A 14,594-nucleotide genomic window follows, 5' to 3' on the forward strand; every position below is an offset into this window, starting at 1 on the left:
CCTTATTTCAAATAGAATCCATTGAAATCACAAGGCAAGCTGTCAACTTCCATCTACATGGGACTGCAATTAGCGCACCAGATCAAAGCTATGATCCGGAGCCTGCTCTTCCATGACATCCAGTACGGTATTCACGAATTGGGTAAGCAGATTCAGCGCACCCTGATAGCCGATAATCGGATAACGATGCAGATGATGCCTGTCGAAGATCGGAAAGCCCACACGAAGCAAAGGAATTTTCGCATCTTTTGCAGCGAACTTCAGATGGGAGCTGCCAATAGCCAAGTCCACCGGGTCCTGGAACAGCAATGAACGCATATGCCACAAATCCTGACCGACATGAACCGTGGCTTCTGCACCGTAAGGGCTGGACTTCAGCAGAAGCTCTGCCTCCTTCTCAAATTTCCGATCTCCATTGGAGCAAACAATATGCACCGGCTCCATGCCTAGCTCCAGACAAAAGCCAATCAGGCCGATGAGCATATCCGGGTCTCCTGCCATAGCCACTCGTTTGCCGTGCAGATAGGTATGCGAATCCATCATGGCATCCACCATTCGGGCGCGCTCCTGCTTCAATGCCTCTGGAATTTCTTTTCCGGACAGCCGACTGATCTCTTCAAGCAAACGATCTGTAGCGCGAATGCCCAGCGGCGTGGAGATGGAAGACACCTGCTGCCCCCAGGTTCGTTTCATGTAGCCTAATGTTTTACGAAGAGAGTACTGCTGGATCGCCAACGTCCCGGCAGCATCTGCGGCCTCGGGCACATCCGCAAGCGGCGTTCCCCCGTAATAGTAGCTGTACTCTCCCGTGGCCCCTGAATCAAAATTACTGCTGTGGTCACCCAGAATAGTATACGTAACGTCGAACATCCCCAGCATGCGCCGCATTTCCGCAAAATTGCCCGTATACCCGTCAAACCCGAGCAGTACATTCAGCTTCAATTCATGACCAGGCTGTGGCGTCCGGCCTGACTTGTTATACAGCGTCTCCAGTACAGAGCGCAGCATGGCGTCATAGCCTGTAATATGTGAACCGGAAAAGCTGGGGGTATTGGCAAAAGGGACTGGCATAGCTTCGGGAAGGACTCCCTCCTGACGGGCATTAGCCAGGAAGGCAGATAGATCATCCCCGATTACCTCTGCCATACAGGTCGTACATACCGCAATCATTTCCGGCTGATACAAGGCAATACAGTTCTCTATACCGTCAATGAGGTTGCGCATGCCGCCGAATACGGCGGCATCCTCGGTCATTGAAGTGGAGACGGCAGGAACAGGCTCTTTAAAGTGACGGGAAAGATGGCTACGGAAATAAGCTGTACAGCCCTGCGAGCCATGAATGAACGGGAGCGTTTTTTCGAAGCCGAGTGCAGCCATAACCGCTCCCAGCGGCTGACAAGCCTTGGCCGGATTCACGACTACGGCTGTACGAGCGAAATTCTTATCCTTGTATTCCTTGGTCTTGGTATACTCCAGGGTGGCGGTAACCTCCTCTGGCGAGCATGGGTCCTCGAAGGCCCGTTTCTCCTCACGCTGGCGCACATATTTATCCTGCCGAAACAACTGATTGTGATCGACAATATTCAGACGCTCGCTCATACCGACACCTCCGCAGTCTGCCGGGACGGCAGCAGGCTCCATACTGGACTGTTTAGGGTCATATCCATATCACGTGCAAAAATCTTAAAGCCATCAAAACCATGATAAGGCCCGCTGTAATCCCAGGAGTGCATTTGACGGAAGGGAATGCCCATTTTTTGATACACGTATTTCTCCTTGACTCCGGCGCCCATTAAGTCAATATTCAGTCGCTGGGCCAATTCCTCCAGCTCATATGCCGTTGGATCATCGTACAGAATAGTGCCTTCCTTTACATCGGGAACCGTCTTTGCGTAATCATCCTTATGGGCAAACTCATAGCCTGTAGCCACAATTTCCATCCCCAGATCCTCATAGGCACCGATGGTATGCCTTGCCCGCAACCCGCCAATCAGAAGCATCACCTTTTTGCCCTCCAAACGTGGTCGGTATTTACGGATGACTGCCTCCATCTGCGGCATATATTGGGCGATGACCTGCTCACATTTTTTCTGAATCGTCTCGTCAAAGCGGGCAGCAATCGCTCTTAGGCTCTCTATCGTCTTGGTCGGACCGAAGAAGTTATATTCCATCCAGGGAATTCCGTATTCCTGTTCCATCGTTGTGCACATATAATTCATGGAACGATAACAATGGATCAGGTTGAGCTTAGATTTATGCGCAATCCCCAGCTCATTGATCGTACCATCACCCGACCACTGCGCTATGACCCGCAGTCCCATTTCCTCCAGCAAAATGCGTGAGGCCCAGGCATCACCACCGATATTGTAGTCCCCGATAATGGAGACGTCATAAGGCCCGCATTCCTTCAGTTCGCGGCGCCCCATCAGGAAATCGCGGATAGCATCATTGGCAATGTGATGGCCCAGAGACTGACTCACCCCGCGAAAGCCCTCACAGCGTACAGGAATGACCGGAACGCCCAGTTCCTCTGTCATCTTCTTGGCCACGGCCCCGATATCATCACCAATCAGTCCGACTGGACATTCAGACTGCACGGTGATACCCTTAGCCAGCGGGAACATCTCCTTAATTTCCCTGCAGATCACCTCCAGCTTCTTATCTCCGCCGAACACGATATCCTTTTCCTGAAAATTGCTTGTAATCTGCATGGCGGTAAAATTATCGATTCCCAATATTCCATTCGCATAATTGCGTCGGGTACCCCAACTGTATTGCCCGCAGCCGATGGGACCATGGCTAATGTGTACCACGTCTTTAATCGGGCCCCATACCACCCCCTTGGAGCCTGCATAAGCACACCCCCTTGCTGTCATGACGCCGGGCCGTGATTTCATGTTGGACTTAATGGAACAGGTTCCGCAGTTCACAAGCTCCTCATCCGCGATTTCAAAATGCTTGGTCCGATCCTTCTTGGCCTTCTTGGGATATACCTCCAGTATCTCCTCTACGATCTGCTTCCCCTTATCCACAATACTGCTCATTTGGCCTATTCCTCCCTCCTGCGAGCTCGCATTCAACTCCCCCATCATCACACGATGGTTCCGTCATTAAGCCTTCTAGCTGGAGCCTACTGCCCGGACGCCTCAGCTTTGTTAATTGCGGTTTCTTCATCCTCAATAATGCCGAATTCCATCAATAGCTCCTCCAACTCTTCCATGGAAATGGGAGTGGGAACCGTTAGCATGTCATTATTTAAAATTTTACCTGCCAGCTCTTCATACTCCGCAGCTTGCTTATGGTCCGGGTTGTATTGGGTAACGGTCATACGGCGCAGCTCTGCGTGTTGCACCACATTGTCTCGCGGCAAAAAGTGGATCATCTGCGTGTTCAGCCTTCTCGCAAGCTCCGTAATCAGTTCCGCTTCCCGGTCCGTATTCCGGCTGTTGCATATTAAACCGCCCAAACGCACGCCGCCGCTGTTGGCGTACTTCAATATCCCGCGTGCAATATTGTTGGCAGCGTACATAGCCATCATTTCTCCTGAGCATACGATGTAGATTTCCTGCGCCTTCTTCTCCCGGATCGGCATGGCGAAGCCCCCGCACACGACGTCCCCCAGTACATCGTAGGACACAAAATCCAGCCCTTCGTAGGCCCCCTCTTCCTCCAGAAAATTAATGGCCGTGATGATGCCGCGCCCTGCACAGCCGACACCAGGCTCTGGCCCACCACATTCCACGTTCAGAATGTCACCAAAACCCTTCTGGACAACGTCCCCCAGTTCCAGGTCCTCTACCGTACCCATTTCAGCTGCCAGATGAAGTACAGTTTGTTGAGCCTTCGTATTCAGAATAAGACGGGTGGAGTCTGCCTTGGGATCACAGCCTACGATCATAATTTTTTGTTTGAATTTGGTTGCGAGCTGAGCCAGTGTATTCTGCGAGGTTGTCGACTTGCCGATACCGCCTTTACCGTAAAACGCAATTTGTCTCATATTTTCTCAGCCTCCAAAATGTTCAATGGGTAAATCAGAATGATTGCCTTTAACTCCCTTATTGTGCTTACTTCCCTTATTCCGCTTACTTCCCTTATTGCTCTGCACAGGATACATATAACGCAAAAATTTTACATATTCCAGAACGGATTCCTCAATATCTCCGCCGCATACAATAGGTAGCACGCCAGCTTCCTGCAATGTCTCTTTAGGAGCTTCGCCTATGCCGGACGATAGCAGTAATGCACAGTCATGCACCATAGAAAGGATCTCCTTCATCGTCTCGGCCTTGTCCCCATTGCAATCGGCTTTTCCGTGGCAATAGGATTGTACCTTACGAATGCCTATGAAATTTACGATGCCCCCGTCGCTTTCATAGATCATAAATTCCTTGGCACGACCGAAATGCTGATTCACCTTCCCTCCACCACGACTGACCACAGCGATCAGGACTGGCTTTGAGGTGAAGCTCGCTTCAGGCTTATCTCCCGATAACGGGCAACTACTTCCAGCCCCGGTTGACGGTTGTTTGTGGTGTGATTGTCCCTCCTTGCGCTCCATTCTCACTCTCACCTTCTCATCCAGTTCTTTCTGAAATTGTGCCCTCGCCCCTTCATCCATGAGAGGAGCAGCCGCTATGTTATCCCATGTAAAATCCTGATTGCGATCCTCGCCCAACAGTCCAATCGCATCCGCCCTGCACTGACGACAATGGCGCATAATGACAGCTCCCACTTCAGCACATTGCTCCTGCAACTGCCGGACCAGACGGGGACTTGGGGCCCGCATTCCTTCCTGCTCATACCGGCTACCGGGTGCGATGATGAGCGGCATAATGTTGTGCAGCACCGCCCCATGCTCCTTGACCACCCTGGCTACCTCCGGTAGATGGGCATCATTGACTTCGGGAATGAGCACCGAGTTCACCTTGCACAATACGCCTCTCGAAGCCAGCATCTTCAAGCCTGCCAGCTGGCGGTCAATCAAGAGCCGTGCAGCCTCCTCTCCTGTATAGCGTTTTCCTTCATCATAGATCCATCCATAAATACGGCTCCCCACCACTGGATCTACAGCATTGATCGTGACCGTGACATGCGAAATGCCCAGCTCTACAATCCTGTCGACATGCCTGATCAAGGTAAGGCCATTCGTGCTGAGACAGAATATGACATCCTTAACTGTCTCACGGACCCGGCGGAAGGTATCGAAGGTCGCCTCCGCATTGGCCAGCGGATCTCCAGGTCCCGCAATGCCGACAACGGACAGTTGCATCAGTTGTGCCGCTACGCCATAGGTCTTGCTCGCCGCCTGCTCCGGCGTGAGCAGTTCACTAACAACGCCGGGACGACTTTCATTGACGCAATCGAATTTGCGATTGCAATAATGGCACTGAATATTGCATGCCGGGGCTACTGGAAGATGAATGCGCGCAAAATAGCGATGTGCCTCTTCGTTATAACAGGGATGTCTTCTGAGGGTTTCCAATGCTAAGGGGGTCTCCGATAGATCAGCTAAAGAGTCCATTCATTCCCTCCTCTCTACGTTATATTCCCTTACACAATTCTCTGTTTTGTCTGGAATATAATTACATGTTAGAGGCAGAGACAAATCTAGTCAATTCGCTCCCTCATGAAATCTCTGACATTCACCCTCAATTCACATATGTGTCAAATTTAAAGTTAGATAATATATCATATACTTAACATGTTTACGGTTACACTCCATATTCTCAATAACATCAAGACGCAAAAAAGAGAGCTCGTAAAATACAGCTCTCTTTCAAAAATACGAAATTCATATCAGACTTTTTCGACCCTTACATTTTGGTAAAAAGCTTGCCCTCCAAATACATTAATGCCAAAATGCCCTGCGGCAAACGTACCATCTTCCAAGTCGATTACCTGTTCATCGTCTATCTCTATACGAAGGCGTAATCCTTTTGCTTGGATTTTGATATGATAGGTTACTCCCGGAAGTACAAATCTTGGAACCTTGGTCAGCACCTGTTGTTCCTCGAATCGCCCTTCTTTTTTATAAAAAAGGCGAATGGATTTCATGTTCGGATCCAAATTCAAATAATAGCCACTCGACCCGTCCGCGTTGGCACGGAAAATCATGGAACCAGCACTCCCATTTCCATGCAGCTTCATATCAGCCTCATACGTAAAATCTTTCGCCTGTTCAGAAGCCATATAATTCGCATCGCTGATATAGCTTCCGCGCATACCATCTGCCGTCACCATCCAGCGGGATGCAGAGACATCCGGCTTCCAACCTGAAAGGTTGGTATAAAACATCCCGCCGTGTACGGTAACAGAGGTACTTGCTCTTACCGTATCTCCCGGGATGGAGGCTGTAACAACAGCTTCTCCAGGGAAAAGTGCCTCCACGGTCGCAAAGCCCTCATTTGACACGATCACCTTGACGACTGCGGGATTGCTGGATTCCCAATTCAGCAAATGTCCTTTTCTCCCGGAATGGTCCTCCACACTCGCATACAGACGTTTGGACTGTCCTTCCGCAAGCTCCAGCTGAGTGTAATCCATCATCAGTCTGATGGGTGAAGCCTCTGTAACCCTCCAGCTATTGCGTAGCGCATACACTCGAAGAGAAACAACTTTTACTTCACCACCTTGGGTATAGAAGCTCATCCCTCTACGCGCCGAATCTGGAAAAATGAGATCAGAAAATACGACTTCCCCATGATTACCAAACACCTCAACTGAGGATTCGTCCACAAATATACGCATTTGAATCCGATTCCCGACGGGTGCCAGCGATGCTTCATGAAACGTTGAAAACAGGGGAGAGAAATCGGCAAACCCTGAATCAGCACGGTTTACAAACATCTGTTGTACATCTGTTTTATAGCCGACTGCCGTTCTTTGCTCACCGCCTTCCCGTACGTAAAATCCAAAAGTCGATGCCATCCCAACGGAAGGGAATTCGAACTCCGCTTCAATCTCATAGGCCCCCGCATTCAAGCCTTCCAGTATATTCGGAGAAGATTCCGTGATACTCTCATGGTCTAGTGAAAATAAATGGGAACGCAGCGAAGTCAGTTCGGATATCGGATGCTGTATCAAGCGGATACCTTCACGGGTCGTTTTTAGCGATAACTCTCTCGCGATGCTGAACTGCCCCTTCCAGGACGAAGTCGGAAAGCTGAACGGGTAGTCCCAATTCGTCATCCATGCCAGCATGATACGCCGCCCGCCGGGTACATTGGTGAAGGACATCGAGGCATAGAATTCCTTGCCCCAATCGGTTTTCAGCACCTTCCCCGGCGGAAGATCATTTTGAAATTTTCCATCAGACGTCAGTTCACCGATAAAATATTCCGCATCCGAGCCTTGAGTGTTCGTGCTGGCTCCAGTGCTAATCATCAGCACCCATTTAGAGGTGTTGCCTTTGTCTACCGGAAGCGGGAATAAATCAGGGCACTCCCATACCCCACCCCGTATATAATCACCGTAGCCAAAGTTATCCGTCCAGCTCCAATCTAATAAATTGGCGGAGGTAAAGAAACGGATATGGTCACCTCCCGACACGACCATAATCCAGCGCTGATGCGCTTCATCCCATACTACTTTCGGATCACGAAAATCCCAGTTGCCAGGATCGTTTTCACTTTGGCCCGGATTCTCTATTACAATCGAACGGTCTTCTGAGTATTGCCATGTCCGTCCCCGGTCTGTGCTGTAAGCAAGGCCAATTCTCTGGTTTCCCCTGGGCTGATCGGGATTATAGGAGGTGTAATAAGCAACCAGCCCTTTCCCGCCATAGTCGCTGAACAAGCCGGAAGTATTGGTGAGATCAGCTACAGCCGAGCCGGACCAGATATGGCCCAAATCATTCCACTTTAATGCCAAGGGAAGCCTTTTCCAATCCAGCAAATCCAGACTGACCGCATGTGCCCACTGTCCACCATCCTGATGGAACAGGTGATATTCCCCCTCAAAATAAACCAATCCGTTCGGATCACTGGCTGAACCTCTGGCAGGAGAATAATGATACTGCGGACGATATTTTTCTGTATAGTAATTCGAGACAGGGGTAAGGTAGAGATCCTGAAAATAAGTCGTTCCCCCAGTTGCCTTTATACCTATAAAACCACTGGAATAACTGTCATCCACGATGTCAATCGCCGCAGGCATGTAGCCATCTACAAACACGCGAATCCGCTCTCCATGTGCGATGATTTCCAAACTGTGTTTACTGCCCGATGTATCCAGATACGTCATCGCCGAGCTTGCAACCAACGTTCCGTTCGCCTTTTTCAGATGTACCCGAACCTGATGATCCTCACCTTGCACAGAAGCAACATAACCCTCTGTTCCCTTCTGATTCCCTCTGAAAAATAGTCCCGCTTCCATTCCTGGTTGAGAAGGATTCAGCGTCACACTGCCTTCCATGACCAGGTCGGCAGTTGCGGTACCGTATATTTTGAGCGCACCTCCAGTACTTGTTCCCTCAGCTTTTTGCCCTTTTAGGTCCGGTTGCCATTTCCCACGGATTAAAAGCAGTTCACCTACATTCGTATCCATATCACTGACTTGAATGTTCTGAAATAATGCCGACCCATTCCAGACATTCAGTCCCAAATATCCTGATGCATACGTCGTATCGACCACATCTATAATCGGGTGATAGCCTTCATCCCAGTACACTTTAAGATGAGGACCTTCCACCTTCACCTTGAGATGATAAATACCTCCTTTTTGTAATTCTATTGGCCGTTCCTCTTTGAGCCTTTCGATATCTCCAGCAGCATCCCGTAGCCGCACCAACCCGGCGGACGGCACAATTTGAAGCATATAGGAAAACCATCCATCCCTACTGGAACGAAATACTAGGGCAGCATCCGCCTGTAGGTCTGTGACCATTACATCTGCTTCAAAAGTAAAATCCTCAGACATGGTTGCAGACATAGCCATCACATTTTCATGTGGCTCCGATCTTAGTAAAAGTCCCTGAACGTTATCTTCAATATGTCCCTGTCCTTTAATCTGCCAGTCCGTCAGGTTCGTTCGCGTGTTTGTGAGCTTTATCCTCATCGCCAATTTCCTACCTTCCAGTATGGATTATGAAGAAAATCTCATTTCAGCGCATAAAGCTCCAGCGAAAATAAAGTTACCTGCTCTTCCGATGGGAATATTTCAAGCCCCTTAGCTTCTGCGTCAGGAAATATTAAATCGGTAATGGCTACCTGTCCGCGATCGAAAAACACTTCAATAGACGAGCGATCCACATAGAGGCGGATGTCCATTCGATCTGGTAAGATTCCTAGTGAGGTCCCATGTCTGACTGCAAAGTCTTCATGAAAATCCGAACAGCCTGACCGTGTCCGGTCGACGTATACTTCCTGCGTGGCGGAAGTATAACCGACGAGTGTCTCTTGTTCATCCGATACCCGCACCTTAAAGCCAAAGTCTCCGGTAGTTGCAAATTCAGCCACAAGTTCGTAGCAATCCAGTTGCAGGGCAGACAATGCGTTCCGCACTTCCTCCCAAGATGGCTCTGTGAGTGACAGGACAGGAGTTCTTAATCCCTCCAGTTCCCGAACAGGGCGCTGAATAAGTGCCACTGTGCCCTTTCTCGTTTCCAGTGCGAGTTCACGCGGAATGGACATGGCACCTCTCCAGCGTTCCGTCGGGGTCTGATTGGCATATCTCCAGTTGCTCATCCAGCCCATAAACAGGCGTCGTCCGTCCTCTGCCGGGATATCCGACCAGCACACACCTGCGTAGTTATCTCTGCCATAATCGAGCCAGCGGACTTTTTCACTTTCCACATCTGCCACAAATGTCGTCCCATCAAATTCACCCGTAAAATACTGTGTTCTGGACCCTTCCCGAATCTCCGGATGATCACCGATACTTACGAGCATAACCCACTTTACCTGTGACCTCTCCCCATCAACCCATAACGGAAATAAATCCGGACATTCCCACACCCCGTCATGGCTACCGATGCCGTGTCCAAATTCACTGGCAAACACCCATTCCTTCAGATTCGGAGAATGATAGATTCGAACCGTCTGACCGCAGGCCAGCACCATCACCCACTGCTCTGTAGGCTCATGCCAGAACACTTTGGGGTCACGAAAATCAATGCAATGCTCATCCTCCAGTACCGGGTTGCCCGCATATTTAATCCAGCTTTCACCTGAATCTGTACTATAGGCGAGGCTCTGGTATTGGCGTATCTGATCCGTGTTTGGAAGCGAATAATGATGAGTGTAAATAGCTACCAAACCCGGCTTGCCTTCAAAAAAACCGGACGTATCCCGCTCATCCACCACGGCGCTCCCGGAAAAAATCGTTCCTAGCCCATCCGGCTCCAAAGCAATCGGCCGCTCCTCCCAGTTCACCAAATCAGTACTGACCGCATGCCCCCAATGCATAGGACCCCACGTTGTGCCGAATGGATGATGCTGATAAAACAAATGATAACGTCCTTCAAAATAAACCATTCCGTTCGGATCATTCATCCATCCGTTTTTCGGTGAAAAGTGATAGGATGGGCGGTATTTCTCTTGCCTAACAACGTTCATATATTCCATCTCCCTCGAAAAAAGAATCATTTACTTGCGTTTCTGTCATAGCCCGCTTGCTTGATTTGCAACCATTCCTGTAATCCCAGACTGTTCAGTTCCTGCAAATATTCCGGCCACTCCTCTTCGACCTTGCCATTCTGGTACCATTCCGTACGTTTGCGGAGAACGTAGGCGAATAGATCGGTTTCAATGGTCGATAAGCGGTCCAGCTCATCTATAGAGAAAAACACTTTAGGGTAATTATGATCTGCTTGCATATGGGGAACCATCACCTTTTTGAGCAAACCCAATCGCCATGTGGCATCTTCTGGCTGGGTTGTGTATTTTCCGTAGTATTCATCCAATACAGCTAACGGTCCGCCAATGTTCGTCTTTTGTCTGATTTCCACCGGAGCCGAGCCTTCCAGCGGCAGATGCTTCAACATTCCCTTTGCCTCATCATACTCAAAGATATTTTTCTGCTTCGTATCCCCGTAAGTTCCCCAGTTGTTCTGTATGGACTGGATCGGATCATACAGCTGGTCAATCCACTTGGCGGTCGCTTCCAGCTTCTTATTGGCACTGGTGATCACCATGCGCCCGCGATCGAAGCCGATGCCATTCGTCCGTGTAACATTCACATGTCCATCCGGTCCAGCCAGCGGCGGCATGAGATCGTATTTTTTATTCGGGCCTGTAATATTAGCCTTATCCCATGTAAAGTACAGACCATAGCGGTGATCCTTCCCTTTGGCCAGATAAGTGTTCCAATCCTGCTGGGAAGACTCTATGTCCACCAGCCCTTCCTTGTATAAATCATGAATATATTTGATGGCTTCCTTATATCCGTTATCCGCTGCTGTAAAAACGACTTTCCCATCGTTCGTCACTACTGTATGATCCCAGTTCTCTCCAAGCCCAAACGCCCCGTATAAAAAGGCCAAATCCTCGCCGCCGGGTTTATCTATAAACGATAACGGAATCTCGTCCGCCTGCCCGTTGCCGTTGGGGTCCTTTGTTTTAAAGGCAATCAAGACCTGCTTCAGCTCTTCGGTTGTTGTCGGCATGGACAAGCCCAGCTTGTTCAGCCACTCTACATTAATCCACGGCAAATCATCTACGGACTGGATCGCTTCTTTTCCTGTTCCCAATTCTTCAATCCACGGAAAGGAATAAATATGTCCATCTGGCGCAGTCAACATCGCTTTATATTCCGGGGATTGCTCCAATACCTTTTTAAAATTCGGCATATGTTGTTCAATCAAATCCTCCACCGGAATAATGACACCGTCTTTGGCCAGCTTGAGTAAGTCGTAATCCGAGTAGCCCGCATCGAACACTGCATCCGGTAAATCACCGCTGGCAATAGCCAGATTCCTTTTTTCCACAAACTGATCACTGGTAAAATTCTTCCAACGAATATGAATGCCTGTTTTTTCTTCCAGCCGTTTGTTGATCAGCTTGTCGTTCGGGTCTGCCGGAGCGAGTGGAGAGCTTTGGGTTATAAAGTTGAGCGTCACTTTTCCATTCACATCTGTTGCATCGCTCTCATTAGAGGAATTGCTGCTGCCGCAGCCGGAAAGAACTAAGATCGCCGCCAGTGCGGCAAATGAGGCAGTTTTGACTGTTTTCATCTGGATGACCTCCATCGGATAAAGGTAAAATGCACGTGTAGCAAATGAAGTTCCCGGCATCTTTTATTTTAAGGAGCCGACCATAACGCCCTTTTCAAAATACTTTTGGAAAAAGGGATACATCACAAGTAGCGGAAGACTGGAGATGACAATTGATGAATATTTGATCATTTCCGAAAGACGTTTCAGTTCTGCCATTGCCAATTGATCACTAATCATGCCAGGCATCGTCTGATTTTGGATCAGGATCGATCTCAGCACTAATTGAAGTGGATGTAGCTGTGCATTATCCAGATAAATCATGGCATCAAAATAAGAATTCCACTGACCGACAAAGGCATATAGCGCAATGACAAAAATAATGGGTTTGGACAGCGGGAGCACGATTCTGAAAAATATTGTCCAGTCCGAGGCTCCGTCCACGTTGGCAGCTTCTTTTAATTCATTGGGTACACCTTTAAAGAACGTTCGCGCCAAAATCAGATCCCACACATTGATCGCACCGGGAAGAAGGATGGCCCATACGGTATCCAGCATCCCTAAATTTTTGACCAGCAGGTAAGTTGGAATCAGCCCTCCACTGAAAAACATGGTGATGATAAACAATGTCATAAAGAAATTCCGCCCTACCAAGCTGTTCACCGATAAGGCATAGCCAGCACAAATCGAAACCGTCACAGAGATCAAGGCGAAGCATGAAGAATAGAAGACCGAATTGGCAAATCCACGGAGCATCGCCGGGTTGGACAAAATTTTCCGATATCCCTCCACACTCCAATCCGAAATACGGAAGGATAGCCCTTTGCTTAACAAAACGGTCGGGTCCATAAACGATGCTATGACGATATAACCTAAGGGAACTACGATAATCAATACAGCTAGAGTGAGCACAATATAATTCACACCTAGGATGAAGCGGTCCAGATTAGAATGTTTGACATGCATAAAGAGGCTCCTTTCCTAATAAAGCCCTTCTCCCTCATTGAGCTTCTTGACGATAAAGTTAACGGTCAGCAGCAAAACCACATTAATCACCGAGTTGAACAGCCCGACCGCTGCAGAATAGGCGTAATTACCGGATTGCAAGCCGACTTTATACACATAGGTAGGAATGATTTCAGAAGTAGGCAAGTTCATGGATGTCTGCATGAGATACGCCTTCTCAAACCCGATCGACATGATTCCTCCTGCTGCCAAGATAAAAACAATCGCCATAATGGGTTTAATCGTCGGCAAATCAATATGCCATATGCGCTGAAGCAGGTTGGCTCCGTCCAGACTTGCTGCATTATGCAGCTCGGGATCAACATTAGCTAGCGCAGCTACATAAATGATTGAAGACCACCCCGCCCCCTGCCAAATTCCAGACAGGATATAAATCCAGCGAAAATATTCAGGCTCTGTCATAAAGATCACAGGATTGCCGGTCACCGACGCAATGATTTGATTCAGGGGCCCTGTCGGAGACAAGAAAATAAACAGCATACCCACAATGACAACGACCGAAATAAAATTAGGAGCGTACAAAACAAGCTGGATATTCTTTTTCAATCCCGCCTTGCGGATTTGATTCAGCATGACCGCCAACAGGATCGGTACAGGAAATCCGAGTACAAGTCCATAGAAGCTCAGTTTCAGCGTATTAAAGAAAATATCTGTAAAATTAGGCGAGTCTAAAAATTTAGTGAAGTATTTCAGTCCAACCCAGTCACTTCCCCAAATCCCCTTGAGCGGGCTAAAATCCTTGAAAGCAATAATCGCCCCGTACATCGGAACATACTTGAAAAGAATCGTAAGAATCAGCGCAGGCGCCAGCAGTACGTAAAGAAAATAGTTCTTACGAATATAGTCTAATTTACTGCGAATGGTCCTTTGCTCCCCCAGTGCGACATTTCTCTGAGCTGCCTTAGCCAAGTTGGCCATTTGCCTTCCCCCCATCTGTAATAGCCGTCTGTATAACACATTTGAAAAGGCTTACAATTTTCATCTTCAATTTACCAAATCAAATTATCATCCGTCAATAACTTTTGTAAAATAAATTATTTACATTTGACCAAAATAATATTGTCAATTTGAATATTTGTAACAAAAAACAAAATAATCATACCCAATAATCCAAATATGAAACTTCCCCATTCACAATGACCGCTTCACTTATACGGCACTAATCTCCCCTCTCAGTTTTAATGAGTATTTTTTTATCCAGCTTATATAAATTTGAATTTCAGTTCATTTGTTGATCCGGTGAAGATAAATATAGGCTATTAAGCAAACTTCACAAATGTAAAAATAATTTAGTCGTTTGTAACGTTAACATTGCTATTTTATGCGAACTATTATACATTTAGGATACATTTTAGGTCTAAACGGAGAGCTGGCAGAGGGAACTGTACCTCTCAGGCAATCCATTTATTAAGTGAAGGTG

9 protein-coding genes are annotated in these 14,594 nt (G+C 48.1%); all 9 read right to left on the reverse strand.

Features of this window, described 5'->3' with window-relative positions:
* Nucleotides 1-69 precede the first annotated feature (69 nt).
* Complete coding sequence (gene nifK, locus C0638_RS02700; RefSeq protein ID WP_058711144.1) at nt 70-1,599, reverse strand: nitrogenase molybdenum-iron protein subunit beta; 1,530 nt, start codon at nt 1,597-1,599, stop codon at nt 70-72.
* Nucleotides 1,596-3,044, reverse strand: a complete 1,449-nt coding sequence (gene nifD, locus C0638_RS02705) for a nitrogenase molybdenum-iron protein alpha chain (protein WP_058711143.1) — start codon at nt 3,042-3,044, stop codon at nt 1,596-1,598. The genes nifK and nifD overlap by 4 nt, the downstream gene beginning before the upstream one ends.
* A gap of 86 nt (nt 3,045-3,130) precedes the next feature.
* Nucleotides 3,131-3,997: a nitrogenase iron protein gene (gene nifH, locus C0638_RS02710; RefSeq protein WP_058711142.1), complete on the reverse strand. Its 867-nt coding sequence runs from the start codon at nt 3,995-3,997 to the stop codon at nt 3,131-3,133.
* A 6-nt stretch (nt 3,998-4,003) separates the two neighbouring features.
* Entirely contained in the window at nt 4,004-5,521 is a 1,518-nt protein-coding gene (gene nifB, locus C0638_RS02715) for a nitrogenase cofactor biosynthesis protein NifB (RefSeq protein WP_058711141.1), read from the reverse strand.
* Between the two features lie 275 nt (nt 5,522-5,796).
* A complete protein-coding gene (locus C0638_RS02720) occupies nt 5,797-9,054 on the reverse strand; it encodes a glycoside hydrolase family 32 protein (RefSeq protein WP_058711140.1) in 3,258 nt (1,085 codons plus the stop codon).
* Between the two features lie 41 nt (nt 9,055-9,095).
* Entirely contained in the window at nt 9,096-10,553 is a 1,458-nt protein-coding gene (locus C0638_RS02725; RefSeq protein WP_040102004.1) for a glycoside hydrolase family 32 protein, read from the reverse strand.
* Nucleotides 10,554-10,579: 26 nt separating this feature from the next.
* Complete coding sequence (locus C0638_RS02730; RefSeq protein ID WP_058711139.1) at nt 10,580-12,169, reverse strand: ABC transporter substrate-binding protein; 1,590 nt, start codon at nt 12,167-12,169, stop codon at nt 10,580-10,582.
* Nucleotides 12,170-12,232: 63 nt separating this feature from the next.
* Nucleotides 12,233-13,114, reverse strand: a complete 882-nt coding sequence (locus C0638_RS02735; RefSeq protein WP_013369666.1) for a carbohydrate ABC transporter permease — start codon at nt 13,112-13,114, stop codon at nt 12,233-12,235.
* A gap of 15 nt (nt 13,115-13,129) precedes the next feature.
* Nucleotides 13,130-14,092: an ABC transporter permease gene (locus tag C0638_RS02740; protein WP_013369665.1), complete on the reverse strand. Its 963-nt coding sequence runs from the start codon at nt 14,090-14,092 to the stop codon at nt 13,130-13,132.
* Between the last annotated feature and the right edge of the window lie 502 nt (nt 14,093-14,594).

Origin of the sequence: Paenibacillus sp. lzh-N1 (assembly GCF_002872435.1) — a bacterium.
Lineage (GTDB): Bacteria > Bacillota > Bacilli > Paenibacillales > Paenibacillaceae > Paenibacillus > Paenibacillus polymyxa_C.

Coding starts and splice junctions, on each gene's coding strand:
- nifK (WP_058711144.1), bottom strand. CDS start 1,599: ATGAGCGAGCGTCTGAATATTGTCGATCACAATCAGTTGTTTCGGCAG.
- C0638_RS02740 (WP_013369665.1), bottom strand. CDS start 14,092: ATGGCCAACTTGGCTAAGGCAGCTCAGAGAAATGTCGCACTGGGGGAG.
- nifB (WP_058711141.1), bottom strand. CDS start 5,521: ATGGACTCTTTAGCTGATCTATCGGAGACCCCCTTAGCATTGGAAACC.
- C0638_RS02735 (WP_013369666.1), bottom strand. CDS start 13,114: ATGCATGTCAAACATTCTAATCTGGACCGCTTCATCCTAGGTGTGAAT.
- nifH (WP_058711142.1), bottom strand. CDS start 3,997: ATGAGACAAATTGCGTTTTACGGTAAAGGCGGTATCGGCAAGTCGACA.
- C0638_RS02725 (WP_040102004.1), bottom strand. CDS start 10,553: ATGAACGTTGTTAGGCAAGAGAAATACCGCCCATCCTATCACTTTTCA.
- C0638_RS02730 (WP_058711139.1), bottom strand. CDS start 12,169: ATGAAAACAGTCAAAACTGCCTCATTTGCCGCACTGGCGGCGATCTTA.
- nifD (WP_058711143.1), bottom strand. CDS start 3,044: ATGAGCAGTATTGTGGATAAGGGGAAGCAGATCGTAGAGGAGATACTG.
- C0638_RS02720 (WP_058711140.1), bottom strand. CDS start 9,054: ATGAGGATAAAGCTCACAAACACGCGAACGAACCTGACGGACTGGCAG.